Genomic DNA, 17,599 nt, shown 5'->3' with positions numbered 1-17,599 from the left:
GGGCCATGAACCATTTTCCCAGACCACCGAATCACGCCCCACAAACGACACGCCCCACAAAAAAAGACCCGAAGGGCACCCCATTAAGCAACAGGCTCTAGAACATGCGCCCGCTTACCAAAGGTGCGCCGCGAGAGCCGATGGCTCGGACTACGCGGGCGCCGGATGCCGCGGCTACTCCGCGGGGAGCAGCCGGGACGGTGACGGTGCGGTCACCTGCTCGGCGTACATCCGCGCGTAGACGCCGTTCGCGGCGAGCAGCCGGGCGTGGGTGCCACTCTCGACCACCCGGCCGCCGTCCACGACGAAGATCACGTCGGCGGAGACGATCGTGGACAGCCGGTGGGCGATGGCGATGGTCGTGCGGCCCCGGGACGCCGTGTCCAGCGCGGTCTGCACGATCCGCTCGGAGATGGAGTCGAGGGCGCTCGTCGCCTCGTCGAGGATGAGCACCTCGGGGTCCTTCAGCAGCACCCGGGCGATCGCGATCCGCTGCTTCTCACCGCCGGAGAGCCGGTACCCGCGCTCCCCCACCACGGTGGCGTAGCCGTCGGAGAAGGAGGCGATGGTGTCGTGGATGCTCGCCGCGCGCGCGGCGGCCTCGAGTTCGGCGTCGGTGGCATCCGGTTTCGCGTAGCGCAGGTTCTCGGCGATCGTGGCGTGGAAGAGGTAGGTCTCCTGGCTGACGATGCCGATGTGCGAGACGAGGGACTCCTGCCGCAGCTCCCGCACGTCGACGCCGGAGAACAGCACCCGCCCGGCCGACGCTTCGTAGAATCGCGGGATCAGGTAGGACACCGTGGTCTTGCCTGCCCCGGACGGGCCGACGAACGCCGCGAACTCGCCCGGTTCGATCCGGAACGAGACGGCGTCGAGGGTCGGCCGGGAGTCGGCCGCGGCATCCGGGTAGGCGAACGTGACGTCATCGAACTCGACCCGGCCGGTGGCCTCGCCGGCGGCCGGGACGTCCCCGGCGGTCGGCGCGTCGCTGATCGCCGGGGTGAGGTCGAGGTACTGGAAGATGCGGGCGAACAGGGCGCTGGAGGTCTGCAGGTCGAGCGCCACCCGCATCAACCCCAGCAGCGGGAACAGCAGGCGGGACTGCACCGTGGTGAACGCCACGATCGTGCCGGGGGTGACATCCGTGGTGCCGTTGGCCATCAGCAACCCGGCGACCAGGTAGACGATCGCGGGAATGCTGGAGAGGAAGATGCTGACCATGGCGAAGAACCACTGGCCGCTCATCTGCTGGCTGACCTGCAGCCGAACCTGGTTGTCGTTCTCGTCCGAGTAGCGGCGGATCTCGGCCTGCTGCCTGGTGAAGCTCTTCGAGAGCAGGATGCCCGACACGCTCAGCGTTTCCTGGGTGATGGCCGTCATGTCGGAGAGCGACTCCTGGGTCTTCGAGGCGATCCGGGCGCGCACCTGGCCGACCCGGCGTTGCGCGATGACGAGGACGGGCATCAGGATCACCGCCACGATGGCGAGTTGCCAGTTCAGCAGCAGCATGGCGACGAGGGCCGCGATCACCGTGACGACGTTGCCGAGCAGGCTGGAGATGGTGTTGGTGAGCACGCTCGCCACCCCGCCGACGTCGTTCTGCAGCCGGGACTGGATGATGCCGGTCTTCGTCTTGGTGAAGAAGCTGAGTTCCATCGCCTGCAGGTGGGTGAACAGGCGCACCCGGAGGGCGCCCATCACCGAATTGCCCACGGTCGCAGTCAGCCAGGTCTGCCACACGCCGAGCAGCTGGGATCCCAGGTAGATGCCGATCATCAGGCCGACCAGGGTGGCCAGGCGCGGCAGGTTCGGGTTGCCGCCCGGCGGGAAGAGCCCCTCGTCGAAGGCGCGCTGCACGAGCAGCGGCGGCACCACCGACAGGGCCGCGCTGATGAACACGAGCACGATCGTGATCGTCAGGTCCCGGCGGTGCGGTGCGAAGAGGGAGCCGATGCGTCGCAACAGGTTCGGGATGCGCGGCGCAGCCGCGTTCTCCGCCCGCTGGGCCACGGCATCCCCGCCGCTGACGCGGCCCCGGGGACGCCCGTACTGACCGGCCTGGCGCGGACTGTTGCCGCCGTGCATTCCACTCATGGATTCACTCTAAGCTCCCCTACCGCCCCGATCTCCCGATGTCCCGCAGTCCCGGGCGCCTACCAGCGGCGTGCGGGTCGGTGTTGCTGCCGAACGCGCCATTTTCGCCGCTACGCCCCCGGCGTGCCTGGTGCGTAGCGGCGAAAATGGAGCGCTGGACCAAGCCGAGCGAAGGGGGCGGATGCCGGGCTAGCCCTTGGTCGAGCCGGCCAGCAGACCGCGCACGAAGTAGCGCTGCAGGCTGAAGAACACGATCAGCGGCACCAGGATCGAGATGAAGGCGCCGGCCGTGAGCAGGTGCCAGTCCTGGCCGCGGCTTCCGGTGATCTCGGCCAGAAGCTTCGTCATCGGGGCGACGGCTCCGTCGGCGAAGATCAGCGCCACCAGCAGGTCGTTCCAGACCCAGAGGAACTGGAAGATGGCGAAGGATGCGATGGCGGGCATCGTCAGCGGAAGCACGATCCGGAAGAAGACCTGGCCGTGGCCGGCGCCGTCGACGCGCGCCGCCTCGATCACGTCGGCCGGGATCTCCGAGACGAAGTTGTGCAGCAGGTAGATCGCCAGCGGCAGGGCGAACATGGTGTGGGCGATCCAGACCTGCGAGTACCCACCCGCGTCGCTGATCGCCGTGACCACCGGGAAGCCGAAGATCTCACCCTTGGAGAAGAACCGGAGCAGCGGCACGAGGGCCATCTGCAGCGGCACGATCTGCAGCGCGAAGACCGCGATGAACAGCACGTTCTTGCCCCGGAAGTCGATCCAGGCGAACGCGTAGGCGGCGAGGCTGGCGACGATGAGGGGAAGCAGCGTCGCCGGGAGGGTGATCGCAATCGAGTTGATGAAGGCGCCGGCCAGGTTCAGCTGGCTGTTTCCGGCCTGGAGCACGTCGGAGTAGTTGTCGAACGTGACACCCCAGTTCGCGAACAGCGTCCACCAGCCGGTGGTCCGCACCTGCTGGGCGGGCCGGAACGAGGAGACGAAGAGGCCGAAGGTGGGAATCGTCCAGACCACGGCGATCACGAGGGCCGCGATCGTGGCGCCCCGGCTGGTCAGGCGCTTCTTGGTGCGCCGGGCCGCGGCGAATTCCGTCTTGCGGGCACCGTTGCGCAGTTGCTTCGCGGTGGACTTGTCGACGGGGAGCTCAACTGGAAGGATCGCGCTCATCGGATTTCCCTCTGCTTCTGGATCTGGCGGGCGTTGTAGATGACGATCGGAAGCACGAGCAGGAAGAGCACGACGGCGAAGGCCGCCGAGCGGCCCAGCTCGAAGTTCTTGAATTGCGTGTACATCTCGTTCGCGATGACGCTCGTGTCGTTGGCGCCGGCGGTCATGGTCCGGACGATGTCGAAGACCTTGAGCGAGGCGATGGAGATCGTCGTCAGGACGACGATGAGGGAACTGCGGATGCCGGGGACCGTGACGTTGGTGAACTTCTGCCAGGCGTTGGTGCCGTCGAGTTCCGCGGCCTCCAACTGCTCGGCGGGCACGCCCTTGATGGCCGCGGACAGCACGACCATCGCGAATCCGGTCTGCACCCAGATCAGCACGATGATCAGGAAGAGCGTGTTCCACGGCTCGTTGGCGATGAAGTCGACCGGCTGGCCGCCGAACCAGACGACGATCTGGTTGAGCAGGCCGATCTGGTTCTGGTCCGCCGGGCGGGAGGTGTAGACGAAGCGCCAGATGATCGACGCGCCGACGAAGGAGATGGCCATCGGCATGAACACCATGATCTTGAAGTACTTCTCACCGCGGCTCTTGTCGATGAACACCGCGTACGCGAGTCCGGCGATGGTCGACACGAGCGGGGCGATCAGCACCCAGACGATCGTGTTCAGCACCGTGCGGATGGCCTCCGGCTGGGTGAACACCCAGATGAAGTTGTCGAGGCCGATGAAGGCGGTTCCCCGCGAATTCATGAACGCCTGCACCGTGGTCTGGATGGTCGGGATGACCAGGCCGATCACGAGCAGAAGGACGGCCGGCGAGAGGAATCCGAAGAGCTGGAAGAGGTAGCCGGCTCCGGCGCGGGAACGGTAGTCGACGATGAAGAACACCCCGCCGAGCACCGCGGCGGCCGCCGAGGCCCACCAGTACGACCCGGCGGCGAGGAGCACGAGCAGTGGAGCAGCCACGCACACCACGAGCCGGATGACGGTGTAGATGGTGCCGGATCGCGGGGCGATCTCGACGAAGAACAAGATCGCCCCGACCAGGGCCGCGAAGGCCAGGACGATGATGGGGATTTGTGCGAGGGCCGGCAATTGCCCCAGCCAGGCAAAGAACGCTGACATCTGAAACCTCTCGAGTACGACTGTGGACTCACGGTGATCGCTGGTCTGGCGGGAAAATTTACCGCCACGCTACACCCACAGCAGCGTGGGCCGCCCGGTTTTGAGGACGAGCGGCCCACCACTGCTGGGTGCTGCTACTACACGTGCTGTGTTGCTGGAGGCCTGAGCCCCGGTCGTGCTACTTGGACGGCCAGCCGCCTTCGATGCTGGTCAGCACCTCGTCGGTCGGAGTTCCGTTGATCCAGTTGACCATTCCCTTCCAGAACGTCCCGGCTCCCACCGACCCCGGCATGAGGTCGGAGGCGTCGAAGCGGAAGGTGGTCTTCGGGTCCTGCAGGATCTTGATGGCCTGCTGGAGGATCGGGCTCTTCGCGTTGGCCGGGTCGAGACCCTTGTTGGCGCTGATCACTCCACCGAGGCTGACGCGGCTGTTGGCCCAGTCGGCGCTGGAGAGGTAGGCCTGGACCTTCTGGGTGTCGGCGTCGTCGGAGAATGCGCCGACGATCTCGCCACCACCGGTGACGGCCTGTCCGCCGGCCTCGGCGGCCGGGGTGATGAAGGCCCACACGTCGCCGTCAGGACCGACCTTGCCGCCGGCATCCGTGATGAAGCCGTCGAAGAAGGATGCCTGGTGGGTCAGGGCACAGGTGCCGTTGGCGATCGGAGTGGCAACGTCGCCGAAGGCGGTCGTGCCGATCGAGCGCACGTCGCCGAAGGTGGCGTTGACGTAGGCCGGGTTCAGCAGGATCTCGCCGAGGGAGTCGAACGCGGTCTTGATCGCGGGATCGGTGAACGGGATCTCGTTCTTGACCCACTTGTCGTAGGTCTCCGGTCCGGCTTCTCGAAGGACGAGGTCTTCGATCCAGTCCGTTCCCGGCCAGCCGGTGGCGTCGCCGGAGCCGAAGCCGGCGCACCACGGTGCGGTGCCGGACTTCTCCTGGATGGTCTTGGTCACGGCGAGGAGCTCGTCCCAGGTCTTGGGAACCTCCACGCCCCACTCCTTGAACTTCTTCGGCGAGTACCAGATGAAGCCCTTGACGCTGGCCATCAGCGGGGCGCCGTAGAGGGTGTCTCCCACGGTGCCGTACGCCTTCCAGTCCTTGGACCAGTTCTTGTCGACGTTGTCTTCGACGGCCTTCGGCGCCGGCTTGAGGAAGTCGCGGCTGGCAAGGTCGGCCAGCAGCCCGGGCTGCGGGAAGATGGCGAGGTCAGGAGCGTTGCCGCCCTGGGCGCGGATCGCGATCTGCGCCTCGAACTCCTTCGACGATTCGAACTGAATGTCGATGTTGTTCTTCTTCTCCCAGTCAGCCCAGGACTGCTGGAGCAGCTTGGCCTCGGTGTCGGCGATGGTGCTGTACACGGTGACGACGCCGTCGCCCTTGGCTCCGGCGTCTGACGTGGTGCTTCCGGGTCCCCCGGAACAACCGGCCAGGGTCAGGCCGGCGATCGCCGCGAAGGCGATGGATGCTGTGAAACGGCGGTTCGAGAGCCGCATTAGTCCTCCTCATTGAGATGTTGCGGTGTTCGAGTGGGCTTTTCCCAGGGACACCGAAGTGCTGCAGGTGCTGGAAACGATCGAATAGGGAACCGGTTCCACACCACAAGTTACGGCACGACCCCCTGATCCGCAAGACCGATGTGGTCACGAATTGAAAAAGATCGCATGAGAGCGCTCTCCAAGGGCGATGGGGCACGTACGGGCGGCGCAGAGCACAGATAATCATGGAACCGGTTCCAGAACGGGAGAATTGCCGCTAGTCTGTCGTCAGCACAACCAACGACGGAGGCCGGAATGAGCGCGATCGCGGATGTCGCCCGCCTGGCCGGCGTGGCGAAGGCCACGGCTTCCCGGGCGCTCAGCGGCCGGGGCTACGTGTCGGAGGAGACCCGGCTCAAGGTCGTCGCCGCGGCCAGGGAGATCGGCTACGTCGCCTCCCCCAACGCCGCCAGCCTGGTCACCGGCCGCACCAAGAGCATCGGCGTCATCATCCCGTTCATCAGCCGCTGGTTCTTCTCCGAGGTGCTCGAGAGCATGGAGGAGGCTCTCCTCGCCGAGGGCTACGACATGACCCTCTACAACCTGCCGGCTGCCTCGCCCGAGCGGGACAGCGTGTTCGAGTACTTCCTCGCGCGGAAGAGATTCGACGGGGTGATCTCGGTCGGGGTCGCCCTCAGCGAAGGCGAGGTGGACCACCTGCACCGACTCGGCCGGCCGCTGGTGGGCATCGGCGGGCCCATCCGCGGTGTGCCGACCATCGCGATCGACGACGTCGCCGCCGCCCGGCTCGCCACCGAGCACCTGCTCAGCCTCGGCCACCGCGACATCCTGCACATCGGCGGCAACCAGGCCGATGAGATGGACTTCAAGGTGCACAGCCAGCGGCTGACCGGGTTCTACGCGGCCATGCACGACGCCGGCTGCCGCACCGACGGCGCCTTCTACCCCTGCGAGTTCACGATGCCGGGCGGCTACCGGGTGGGACTCTCCGTCTTCGCCGACCCGCGCACCCGGCCGACGGCGATCTTCGCCGCGAGCGACGAGATCGCGATCGGCCTCATCGTCGCGGCTCGGGAGCTGGGCATCCAGGTACCGGCGGACCTGTCCGTGATCGGCATCGACGGGCATCCGTACGCCGACATGTTCCGCCTGACGACGCTGGAGCAGCACCCCCGGCGGCAGGGCCGACTGGCGGTGGCCACCCTCCTGGCCGAGCTCGCGTCTCCCGCGATCCGGGAGGAGTCCGACCACCTGACCGTGCTGCCGACCAACCTGGTCTTCCGTTCGAGCACGAGCGGACCCCGGAGCCCGCTGGGGGGCTGAGTCTCAGCTGTCGCCGGCCCCGATCGCCTCGGCCTCCTCGAGCGGGTCGACCTGCCCGAGCGGGTCGACCCGCCCGTTGGCCCGGCCCAGGTGCCGGTGCCCGGCCACGAGGATCGCCACGGCGACGAGCACGGATGCCGCGGCGCCCACGAACGGGCTGGCCGGCCCGACCGATGCCGCCAGCAGCGTCGCGGCGGGCGGGGCGATGGCGCCGCCGAGGAAGCGCACCCCGGAGTACGCCGAGCTCGCCACGGATCGCGGCAGGTCGGTCGCCTCCATCACGCATTCGGTGAGGACCGTGTTCAGCACGCCGAGCAGCAGCCCGCCGACGACGACGCAGGCGACCAGGCCGACGGCAGACCCGATCGACACGGCCGCGGCCAGGAGGTCGAGCGCGAGCAGCGGAAGGACGATCCAGAGCACCTGGGTGCGCGGCATCCGGCGGGTCAGCAGCGGCGCGACCCAGACCGAGGTGACCGCGAGGGAGAGTCCCCAACCGAAGAAGACGAGACCGAGGGTCACGGCACTGCCCAGGCCGAGCGGCACGAGCGCGAACGGGGTGTACGCGAGCAGCACGAAGAAGCCGATGTTGTAGAAGAACGCGGCGGCGGCCAGCACCCCGAGCCCGGGGCGGGCGAGCGCCCGGAACGGGGCCGAGACACGGATCGGCGCGGGCCTGGTCGGCTCGCTCTTCAGCATCACGACGATCGCGATGAAGCCGACCGCCATCAGCGTCGCACTGCCGAAGAACGGGCCGCGCCAGCTCAGACTGCCGAGCAGCCCGCCGATCAACGGTCCGATCGCGATGCCGAGGCCGAGCGCCGCCTCGTAGAGGATGATCGCCGACGAGGTGCCGCCGGAGGCCGCGCCCACGATGGTGGCCAGGGCGGTGGAGATGAAGAGCGCGTTGCCGAGGCCCCAGCCCGCCCGGAAGCCGATGATCGACTCCACATTCTGCGACAGGCCGGCCGCGAGGGCGAAGGCGATGATCAGGGCGAGGCCGATCAGCAGGGTGCGCTTGGCGCCGATCCGGCTGGACAGCCAGCTCGTGAAGAACATGGCGATGCCCGTGATCACGAGGTAGCTGGTGAACAGCATCTCGGTCTCGGTGGGCGTCGCCGCGAGGTCCCGGGCGATGGCCGGCAGGATGGGGTCGACCAGGCCGATCCCCATGAACGCGATCACGCAGGCGAAGGCGACCGCCCAGACCGCGGTCGGCTGGTGCAGGATGCTGCGGGCAGGTTCCGGTGCCCCGGCGTTCGCCGTCGTACCGGTCGCCTGCGCCGTCGCGTCAGCGTTCGCGCGGCTCATGCGCTCACTCCGGCCGCGGTGCTCGTCCCGGGCAGGGCGCGCGTCCCGGGCAGGGTACCGCCGGATGCCGTCTGCACGGCCGGGCGGACGGCCGGCGTCTCGCTGCCGTCCAGGCGTGCCCGCAGGATCCCGATCGCCTCTTCGAGGGTCTCGATCTCGGCATCGGTCAGCCCGGAGAACATCGGCAACAGCGCCTCGGCGAGCTCACTGCGCCAGGCATCGAGCGCGGCCACCCCGGCGGGGGTGATCACGGTGCTCGCGACGCGTGCGTCGAGCGGGTCGGCGAGGCGCTCCGCCCAGCCCCGGTCGGCGAGATGGGTGACGAGCTTGGTCGCGGTCGGCTGCGAGACGCGGCTGCGGGCGGCGAGTTCGCCGAGCCGGATCGGGCCGAGCTGGCGCAGCACGCTCAGGGTGCGCCAGGTGGCGGGCGACTCCGTCCCGTGCGCGGCGTGCGCCGCCACCCGGGTGAGGCGATTGTTCACTGTGATGAGGTCGCCCAGGAGGGCGGAAAGATCGGAAGACATTCCCCCACTATACATAGCCTGACTATGTATGTCCATAGCTCGGCTATGGACATCCGTCACCCAAGTCGCCGCCCTGTCCCGAATTCAGCGGCTGGGTGGCGGGCAGGAGGCGCGGGCCGGTTAACGGCCGACGGGCGTCGCACCCAATGGATGCGACGCCCGTCGGCGTGCTGGACGACTGACGTCGTCCGACCTCACCGGACCCCTGGGGGCCCGGTTGGTTACTTGAGGACTGCGGTGGCGCCGGCAGCTTCGAGAGCAGCCTTGCCCTTTTCAGCGGCCTCCTTGGAGACGCCTTCGAGGACGGCCTTCGGCGCGCCATCGACGACGGCCTTGGCCTCGCCGAGGCCCAGGCTGGTGAGCTCGCGCACAACCTTGATGACCTGGATCTTCTTGTCGCCGACGGCTTCGAGAACGACGTCGAACGCGCTCTGCTCTTCGACCTCTTCAGCAGCAGCGGCAGGTCCGGCGGCACCGGCAACGGCGACCGGAGCAGCAGCGGTGACCTCGAAGGTCTCCTCGAACGCCTTGACGAACTCGCTGAGTTCGATCAGGGTCAGGCCCTTGAACTGTTCGAGCAATTCTTCGGTGGAAAGCTTTGCCATGATTTTTCTCCCTATAGTTTCTTAGTTACTCACCGCGATGCCAGGCAAATGCCTAGTTCGCGGACTCCTGCTTCTCACGCAGCGCGTCGATGGTGCGAACAGCCTTCGACAGCGGTGCGTTGAACAGATATGCGGCTCCGAACAGCGAGGCCTTGAAGGCACCGGCCAGCTTGGCCAGCAGCACCTCACGGGACTCGAGGTCGGCGAGCTTGCCTACCTCTGCAGCGGTGAGCGGGTTACCGTCGAAGTAACCACCCTTCACCACCAGGAGAGGGTTTGCCTTGGTAAAGGCACGCAGGGTCTTCGCGACGGCGACGGGGTCTCCGTGCACGAAGGCGATTGCGGACGGACCGACAAGCTCGTCGTCAAACGACGTGATGCCGGCGTTGTTGGCCGCAATCTTGGTCAGCGTGTTCTTTACCACGGCGTACGTGGCGTCCGCACTGATGGATACGCGCAGCGTCTTGAGCTGCGCAACAGTGAGACCGCGGTACTCGGTGAGCAGAACGGCGGTCGAGCTCTGGAATTTCTCCGTCAGCTCGGCGACCGTTGCTTCCTTGTTCGCCATGGCGCTCCTCTTGGTTTTCATGTGCCGGTAGCCCGGGGCGCAGACATGAAAAAAGCCCCAGCGCAAGCGCCGGAGCTGGGAGGCAATCCACGAGGGAGTGCATTCTGACTTCGATTCCTGCGCGGGCCGTTCACGTGAATGAACCTTCGATCAACGCTTCCTGTGCAGGGGCGATGACAACCGGCGGTCTTTGGCTATAGATCACTCTAGGTGCCCCGGGCCCGGCCCGCAAATCGACGGCCCGGCGTCCGTCCCCGACATTTAGTTGACCTGAGTTCACTAACGCCATATAGTTGACGTCTGTCAATTATCTCCGGGAGTCTCATGCCACGCGCTTCGCGCACCACCACCTCGTCCGCCAGGCCTGCCGCGCCGGCCGCACGCACCGTTTCCGCCGACGGTTCCATGTCCAAACGTCAGGTGCTCGAGGCCCTGTCCGGCCTGCTGCTGGGCATGTTCGTCTCGATCCTGGCCGGAACGGTGGTCAGCACCTCGCTCCCGATCATCATCTCCGACCTGCACGGCGACCAGTCCGCCTACACCTGGGTGATCACGGCCACCCTGCTCGCCACCACCGTGAGCACCCCGATCTGGGGCAAGTTCGCCGACCTGTTCAACCGCAAGCTGCTCATCCAGCTGGCCCTGGCCGTGTTCGTGCTCGGCTCGGCGCTGGCCGGGCTGTCCCAGGACACCGGCACCCTGATCGGCTTCCGGGTGCTGCAGGGCCTCGGCGCCGGCGGCCTCGCCGCGCTCAGCCAGATCATCATGGCCGACATCATCAGCCCGCGCGACCGCGGCAGGTACGCCGGCCTGTTCGGCGCCGTGATGGCCGTCGGCACCGTCGGCGGCCCGCTGCTCGGCGGCGTGGTGACGGATGCGTTCGGCTGGCGCTGGAACTTCTTCATCGCCCTTCCCGTGGCGATCGCGGCCATCGTGCTGCTGCAGCGCACCCTGCACCTGCCCGAGCGGATCCGTCGCGCGGTGCGGATCGACTACCTCGGCGCCGTGCTGATCACCGGGGGCGTATCGCTGCTGCTGATCTGGGTGACCCTGGCCGGGAGCCAGTTCGAGTGGGCATCCGTGTCGTCGTTCCTCATGGTCGGCGGCGCCGCGCTGCTCCTGTCGCTGGCCATCGTGGTCGAGTCCCGGGTGACGGAGCCGATCATCCCCCTCGGCCTGTTCCGCGACCGCACGTTCACCCTGGCCACCATCGCCAGCGTCTCCGTGGGGGTCGCCATGTTCGGCACCTCGGTCTTTCTCAGCCAGTACATGCAGCTCGCCCGGGGCGCGACGCCGACCCAGTCCGGCCTGCTCACCATCCCGATGATGGGCGGCTTCCTGGTCTCCTCGACCACGTTCGGCACCCTGATCAGCCGCACCGGCAAGTGGAAGTCGATCATGGTCTCCGGCAGCGTGCTCGTGATCGTCGGTCTGCTGCTGCTCGGTTCCCTGACCAGCACGACGAGCCTGCTCTTCGTCGGGGTCTTCATGTTCGTGCTCGGCTCCGGGCTCGGCATGCTGATGCAGAACCTCGTGCTGGTCGTGCAGAACGGGGTCGAGGTCCAGGACCTCGGGGTGGCCACCAGCGCGGTCACCTTCTTCCGCAGCCTGGGCGGCACGATCGGGGTCTCCGTTCTCGGCTCCGTGCTCGGCACGGTCGTCTCCCAGCAGATCACCGCCGGGATCGGCCAGTTGAGCCCGGCCAACCAGGCGGCCGCTGCGGCCGCCCTCGGCTCCGGCACCATCCCGCAGATCGCGGCATTGCCCGACGCGATCCGGGTACTGGTCGAGTCCGCCTACGGTTCGGGCGTCGGCACGGTCTTCCTGCTCGGCGCGCCGCTGGCCGTGATCACCCTCATCGCGGTCGCCCTGCTGCCCAACGCGTCGCTCGGCACCCGCACCGGGATCGCCCGGGCGCACGCAGAGGCGGCAGGCGGTGCGGCCGACGGTGCGGCCGTGCGTGAGATCGCGCTGGTCGAGGACATCCTGATCGACGCGGGGGCGGCGGCCTCGGCCCTCCCTCCGGTCGGCCGCAAAGATCCGACGGGAGCGATCCTGGTCGGCTGCGATGGCGAGCCGGCGCCGTCCGGGCTGCGTAGTCTGTGAGCATGACGCAGACCAGCCAGGGCGACACCGGCGCCGCGATCGCCGAGGTCGAGGAGCAGTTGAGCGTGCTCGCCGGGCACATCCGGGCGAGCATGCGCGACGCCGCCCTCAGCATCGACCCGGCGCTGCAGCCGTTCGGACTGAAGATGCTGCGCCTCCTCGCCCGGTGCGGGCCCACCCACGCCAGTGCCGTCGCCGCGGCGCTCTACGTGGACAAGAGCGTGATCAGCCGCCAGGCCAGGCTGCTCTGCGACCTGGGGCTGCTGGAGACCCAGGTCGATCCGGCCGACGGCCGGGCGCGGTTCCTCGCGGTCACGCCGGAGGCGGTGCGGAAGCTCGCCGAGGTGCGGGCCGGCGACACGGCGATCGTGCACCGCCGTCTGGGCAGCTGGCCGGCCGGCGAGCTGCGCGAACTGGCTCGGCTGCTGGCCAGGCTCAACACCCCGTAGCCGCGCGCGGCCCCGGGTCAGCCGAGCGGCAGGTCAGGCGAGCGGCAGGTCAGCCGAGCGGCAGGGACACCCGGAAGCAGGTGCGGCCGGGGCGGCTGTCCACGGTCACCTCGCCGTGGTGGGCGGTCACCACGGCATCCACGATCGCGAGACCGAGGCCGGTGCTGCCCGTGCCGCGGAAGCGGGAGCTGTCGCCGCGGGCGAAACGCTCGAACAGGGTCGACATGAGGTTCTCGGGGATGCCCGGGCCGTCATCCGTCACGCTCACCACGGCCCGGTCGCCCAGGGTGGTCAGCGCGACCTCTACCCTGGTCTCCGGCGGCGTGTGGATGCGGGCGTTCGCGAGCAGGTTGGCGAAGACCTGGTGCAGCCTGGCGGCGTCGCCGACGACCTGGACCGGTTCGTCGGGCAGGTCGAGGTCCAGGACCCGGTCCCGGCCGGCCGCATGGGCGTCGCTGACGACGTCGACGAGCAGGCTGGTGAGGTCGACCGTCCCGTGTTCGAGCTCCCGGCCTTCGTCGAGCCTGGCGAGCAGGAGCAGGTCCTCGACCAGCCCGGTCATCCGGATCGACTCCGATTCGATCCGCCCGAGCGAGTGCAGCGCGTCGGCCGGGAGATCCTGGCCGGTACGGCGGGTGAGCTCGGAGTAGCCGCGGATCGAGGCGAGCGGCGTGCGCAATTCGTGGCTGGCATCCGCGACGAACTGGCGCACCTTGCGCTCGCTGGCCTGCCGGGTCTCCAGGGCGACGTCGACGTGGTCGAGCATCCGGTTCAGCGCGGACCCCACCCGGCCGACCTCGGTGCGTGGGTCGGTGTCGGCGGCCGGAACCCGGTCGACCAGGGAGACCTCCCCGTGGTCGAGCGGCAGTTCGGCGACCCGGGCCGCGGTCTCGGTGACCCGCTGCAGCGGGCGGAGCGCGAGCCGCACGATCCACAGCGCCAGGACGGCCACCACGATGATGCCGGCCAGGGAGACCACACCGATGATGATCGCGAGTTGCGCCGCGGTGCCGTTCACCTCGGCGAGCGGGAGGCCGACCAGGTAGAGCACACCGTTGCGGTTGACGTTCGCCATGATCCGGTAGTCGCCGACGCTGCCGCCGAGGTCGATGCTCACGGCCCGGGACGGTTGCAGCTGCCGGGCGAGAAGTTCCTTCTGGTGCGTGCTGAGCGCGGCGATCTCGCCGCTGACCGTCGTGTAGCCGGAGGAGACGCTCGCCCCGTCGAAGACCAGCGCGAGGGTGCCCGGCGGCTGGGCCGGGCCGTTCAGGATCGTCTCCGCCGTCGGGATGAAGAGCGCGGGGGCGCCGTCGTCGAGGTCGCGGTGCCCCTCGAGCACGCCCCGAGAGCGGTCGGCCGCGGCGCTGAGCTGCTGGTCGAGGCCGTCGAGCAGGGAAGCCCGGAGGATCGCGACGCTGACCACGCCGATCGAGACGCTGACCAGCGCGAGCAGGCCGACGACGGCGAGCACGAGCCGCCGCCGGAGGGTCCAGGGCGCGCGGGGACGGCGCAGCCGCCGGGGCGTCATCAGGCGGTCTTCAGCATGTAGCCGGCGCCGCGCACGGTGTGGATCATCGGTTCGCGCCCGGCGTCGACCTTCTTGCGCAGGTAGGAGATGTAGATCTCCACCACCGACGATTTGCCGCCGAAGTCGTAGCTCCAGACCCGGTCGAGGATCTGCGCCTTGCTCAGCACCCGGCGGGGGTTGCGCATCAGGAAGCGCAGCAGCTCGAACTCGGTGGCGGTCAGCTCGATCGGCACGCCCGCCCGGGACACCTCGTAGCTGTCCTCGTCGAGGGTGAGGTCGCCGACCGAGATCCGCGGGTCGGTGGAGTCGGACACGGCGAGGGTGGACCGGCGGATGAGGCCGCGCAGCCGGGCGACGACCTCTTCGAGGCTGAACGGTTTGGTGACGTAGTCGTCGCCGCCCGCGGTCAGGCCGGCGATCCGGTCGTCGAGGGAGTCCTTGGCCGTGAGGAAGAGCACCGGGGTCTCGTACCCGTCGGCCCGGACCCGCTGCAGCACCTGCAGTCCGTCGATGTCCGGCAGCATGATGTCGAGCACGATCGCATCCGGCCGGAATTCACGGGCGATGGTGAGCGCCTGACGTCCTTCGCCGGCCGTGCGCACCTCCCAGCCCTCGTACCGGAGGGCCATCGACAGCAGATCGGTGAGGGTGGGCTCGTCGTCGACCACCAGCACCCGGATCGCACTGCCGTCCGCCTTGTGCAGCCGCGGGCCGCGCGCCGCCTGGTCGGTCTCACGAGTGCTCATGCTCCCAGTATCCCCAGTCGGCTATGAAACGGCTATGCGAGACCCGTGCCGTTCCTGTGAAGACGCCTGTTCCCGGTTCCATGGCCGATTCATAGCCTGCCGATAGCGCCGCCATAGCCGGCGTTCGTAGCTTCAGTTCCGGCGGTGGTCCCATCGCCGGAACTGGAGAGCCATGTTTATCACCTACCTGCGGCGGGAGCTCGCCGGCCGCCGAAAGCAGACCGCGATCGTCGCGATCGGCATGGCCCTGGCCATCGCCCTGGTCATCATCGTCAATGCCGTGTCCAGTGGGGTGCAGCTCGCCCAGGCCACCGTGCTCGAATCCGTCTACGGCGTCGGCACCGACATCACCGTGAGCCAGACGCCGGCGGCCGGGGACACCAGCGGCGGAGGGCAGAAGTTCGATTTCGGCGCCGCCGACGGCACCAGGGCCGAAGGCACCACCACGGTCAGCCGGTCCCGGCTGAACGCCACCCGCGGCACGTCGACGTTCGACGCGACGGCGCTGGCCACGGTCGGCGCCGTCGACAACGTGAGCGGGGCATCCGCCACCCTCGCGCTGGAGAACACGACCTTCAACGGGGCGCTGCCCACGCGCACCCAGGGCACCGCGCCCGCCGAGGGCGCCACCCCGCCGGACGGCGGCCCGGACGGTGCCGGCGGCAGCTCGTTCAACGTGGACTCCTTCTCCGTGCTCGGGCTCGACCCGGCCGATGAGGCCGTCGGCCCGCTCTCTGCGGTCACCCTCACCGACGGCCGCTCCCTCACCAAGGCGGATGCCGGCGCCCACGTCGCCGTGCTCGACTCGAGCTACGCCACCTCAGCGTCGCTCGCCACCGGCGGCACCGTCGCCATCGCCGGGACCGACTTCACCATCGTCGGGCTCGTCACCGCGGCATCCGCCGACGCCGCCACCGCCGCCAACGCCTACATCCCGCTCGATGTCGCGCAGACCCTGTCCGGCCTGACCGGGCAGGTCTCCAACATCTACGTGCAGGCGGCGTCCTCCACCGACATCATTCAGGTGCAGTCCGAGATCGAGAAGGCGCTCCCCGCCGCGACCGTGAAGACCCAGGCCGACCTCGCCTCGAGCGTCTCCGGGTCCCTCTCGAGCGCCTCCGACCTGGTCAAGAACCTCGGCCTGTGGCTGTCGCTGATCGTGCTCGCCGCGGCATTCCTGATCGCGGTCCTGTTCACGGTTTCCGGGGTCACCCGGCGCACCCGGGAGTTCGGCACCTTGAAGGCGATCGGCTGGTCCAACGGCACGATCGTGCGCCAGGTCGCGGGCGAATCGCTCGTGCAGGGCCTGATCGGCGGCGCCGCGGGCATCGCCATCGGCCTGCTCGGCATCCTCGTGGTCAACCTCGTGGCCCCGACCCTGACCGCGGGCACGACCAGCGTGGCCGCGGCCGGCGCGGGCGGGATCGGCGGCGGACGCGGGTTCGGCGGCGCCGCGCCGGCGGCCGCGACCTCCGACATCGTGCTGACGGCACCGGTGACGGTGTCGGTGATCCTGATCGCGGTCGGCCTGTCGGTGCTCGGCGGGCTGCTCGCCGGCGCGATCGGCGGCTGGCGCGCCTCCCGGCTGCGCCCGGCCGAAGCCCTGCGGAGCATCGCGTGACCGGCCCGCAGTATCGGCCGGCCCCGCGTCTCGACCCCGACCTCGAACCTCGACCCTGAAGGAACCAACAGATGTATGAACTGACGAACGTGACCAAGAAGTACGACCAGGGCAAACGCTCCGTCACCGCGCTGAGCAACGTGACCCTGACGATCCCGGACGGCCAGATGGTCGCCATCCAGGGGCCGACCGGCGGCGGCAAGTCCACCCTGCTGCAGATGCTCGGGGCGCTGGACCGGCCCACCGACGGCACCGTGCACCTCGGCGAGGCGGACCTGTCCCGGCTCGGCGACGGCAAGCTCGGCGTGATCAGGGCCACCAGGATCGGCTTCGTCTTCCAGGGCTTCAACCTGATCCCGACCCTCACCGCGCAGGAGAACGTGGAGACGGCGCTCGCCCCGCTCGGGCTCGGCCACGCCGACCGCCGCGCGCGTGCGGCCGCGGCGCTCGACTCCGTCGGCCTCGGCGACCGGGGCGGGCACCTGCCCGACGAGCTGTCCGGCGGGCAACAGCAGCGGGTCGCGATCGCCCGGGCCCTGGTCAAAGAGCCGGCCGTGCTCCTCGCCGACGAACCCACCGGCAACCTCGACGAGGGAACCCGCGACGAGATCATGGACCTGCTCGAGGGGCTCTGGCGGGACCGCGGTCTGACCCTGATCGTGGTCACCCACGATTCGGCCGTCGCCAGGAGGGCCCAGCGCCGCCTGCAGATCAAACAGGGAGTGCTCAAGGAAGTCGCCTGACTCTCCGCCTCCGCGACTCTCCCCCTCCGTTGTCTCTCCCCCGCTGACTGCCCCACCGCGCGCCCGTTTCGGCAGCCCGCCACCGATTCAGAGCCTGTTGCTTTATGGGGCTGCCCACCGGCAGGGTGTGTCGTTCCTGGGCGTGTTTGAGGGGTCTGAGAAAATGGTTCATGGCCCTTCATTACCGTC

At 68.8% G+C, this 17,599-nt stretch carries 15 protein-coding genes; 5 read left to right on the top strand and 10 right to left on the bottom strand.

The genetic code is table 11. The annotated features are described in order from the left end of the window. Positions 1 to 174: 174 nt before the first annotated feature. From E3O32_RS16885 to E3O32_RS16870, 4 genes are all read right to left on the bottom strand, one after another. Positions 175 to 2,094: an ABC transporter ATP-binding protein gene (locus tag E3O32_RS16885; protein WP_241975079.1), complete on the bottom strand. Its 1,920-nt coding sequence runs from the start codon at positions 2,092 to 2,094 to the stop codon at positions 175 to 177. Positions 2,095 to 2,283: 189 nt separating this feature from the next. After that, positions 2,284 to 3,258, bottom strand: coding sequence for a carbohydrate ABC transporter permease (locus E3O32_RS16880; RefSeq protein ID WP_134511003.1), 975 nt, complete (start codon positions 3,256 to 3,258; stop codon positions 2,284 to 2,286). Beyond that, positions 3,255 to 4,388 carry a carbohydrate ABC transporter permease gene (locus E3O32_RS16875; protein ID WP_134511002.1) on the bottom strand — a complete coding sequence of 378 codons (1,134 nt, stop codon included), beginning with the start codon at positions 4,386 to 4,388 and terminating at the stop codon, positions 3,255 to 3,257. Before E3O32_RS16875 ends, E3O32_RS16880 begins: the two co-directional genes overlap by 4 nt. A gap of 178 nt (positions 4,389 to 4,566) precedes the next feature. Continuing rightward, positions 4,567 to 5,883 (bottom strand): ABC transporter substrate-binding protein, encoded by a 1,317-nt coding sequence (locus E3O32_RS16870; RefSeq protein ID WP_134511001.1) that lies wholly within the window; start codon positions 5,881 to 5,883, stop codon positions 4,567 to 4,569. A gap of 297 nt (positions 5,884 to 6,180) precedes the next feature. Here E3O32_RS16870 and E3O32_RS16865 point away from each other — a divergent pair, with 297 nt between their 5' ends. Next, complete coding sequence (locus E3O32_RS16865; protein ID WP_134511000.1) at positions 6,181 to 7,209, top strand: LacI family DNA-binding transcriptional regulator; 1,029 nt, start codon at positions 6,181 to 6,183, stop codon at positions 7,207 to 7,209. Between the two features lie 3 nt (positions 7,210 to 7,212). On the opposite strand, the gene E3O32_RS16860 is transcribed toward E3O32_RS16865, so the two are convergent. The 4 genes from E3O32_RS16860 to rplJ form a co-directional block, all read right to left on the bottom strand. Then, entirely contained in the window at positions 7,213 to 8,520 is a 1,308-nt protein-coding gene (locus E3O32_RS16860; RefSeq protein WP_134510999.1) for an MFS transporter, read from the bottom strand. Beyond that, entirely contained in the window at positions 8,517 to 9,044 is a 528-nt protein-coding gene (locus E3O32_RS16855) for a MarR family winged helix-turn-helix transcriptional regulator (protein ID WP_134510998.1), read from the bottom strand. Before E3O32_RS16855 ends, E3O32_RS16860 begins: the two co-directional genes overlap by 4 nt. Before the next feature lie 221 nt (positions 9,045 to 9,265). Beyond that, on the bottom strand, positions 9,266 to 9,649 hold the full coding sequence (gene rplL, locus E3O32_RS16850; RefSeq protein WP_134510997.1) for a 50S ribosomal protein L7/L12: 384 nt from the start codon (positions 9,647 to 9,649) through the stop codon (positions 9,266 to 9,268). 52 nt (positions 9,650 to 9,701) lie between these two features. Then, a complete protein-coding gene (rplJ, locus tag E3O32_RS16845) occupies positions 9,702 to 10,217 on the bottom strand; it encodes a 50S ribosomal protein L10 (protein ID WP_134510996.1) in 516 nt (171 codons plus the stop codon). Between the two features lie 324 nt (positions 10,218 to 10,541). Here rplJ and E3O32_RS16840 point away from each other — a divergent pair, with 324 nt between their 5' ends. Next, positions 10,542 to 12,323: an MFS transporter gene (locus E3O32_RS16840; protein WP_478213462.1), complete on the top strand. Its 1,782-nt coding sequence runs from the start codon at positions 10,542 to 10,544 to the stop codon at positions 12,321 to 12,323. A 2-nt stretch (positions 12,324 to 12,325) separates the two neighbouring features. Beyond that, a complete protein-coding gene (locus tag E3O32_RS16835; RefSeq protein WP_134510995.1) occupies positions 12,326 to 12,772 on the top strand; it encodes a MarR family winged helix-turn-helix transcriptional regulator in 447 nt (148 codons plus the stop codon). A 49-nt stretch (positions 12,773 to 12,821) separates the two neighbouring features. Here the strand turns inward: E3O32_RS16835 and E3O32_RS16830 are convergent, their stop codons facing one another. Beyond that, positions 12,822 to 14,300: a sensor histidine kinase gene (locus E3O32_RS16830; RefSeq protein WP_134510994.1), complete on the bottom strand. Its 1,479-nt coding sequence runs from the start codon at positions 14,298 to 14,300 to the stop codon at positions 12,822 to 12,824. Then, positions 14,300 to 15,046 (bottom strand): response regulator transcription factor, encoded by a 747-nt coding sequence (locus tag E3O32_RS16825; protein ID WP_134510993.1) that lies wholly within the window; start codon positions 15,044 to 15,046, stop codon positions 14,300 to 14,302. Before E3O32_RS16825 ends, E3O32_RS16830 begins: the two co-directional genes overlap by 1 nt. 172 nt (positions 15,047 to 15,218) lie before the next feature. Here E3O32_RS16825 and E3O32_RS16820 point away from each other — a divergent pair, with 172 nt between their 5' ends. Both E3O32_RS16820 and E3O32_RS16815 read left to right on the top strand, forming a co-directional pair. Beyond that, on the top strand, positions 15,219 to 16,667 hold the full coding sequence (locus E3O32_RS16820; RefSeq protein ID WP_134510992.1) for an ABC transporter permease: 1,449 nt from the start codon (positions 15,219 to 15,221) through the stop codon (positions 16,665 to 16,667). A gap of 71 nt (positions 16,668 to 16,738) precedes the next feature. Beyond that, positions 16,739 to 17,410: an ABC transporter ATP-binding protein gene (locus tag E3O32_RS16815; RefSeq protein WP_134510991.1), complete on the top strand. Its 672-nt coding sequence runs from the start codon at positions 16,739 to 16,741 to the stop codon at positions 17,408 to 17,410. Positions 17,411 to 17,599 lie beyond the last annotated feature (189 nt).

Source organism: Cryobacterium mannosilyticum (assembly GCF_004402705.1).
GTDB lineage: Bacteria > Actinomycetota > Actinomycetes > Actinomycetales > Microbacteriaceae > Cryobacterium > Cryobacterium mannosilyticum.
The sequence above is the reverse complement of the archived record's forward strand: the minus strand, read 5'-3'. Positions and strand labels throughout refer to the sequence as shown.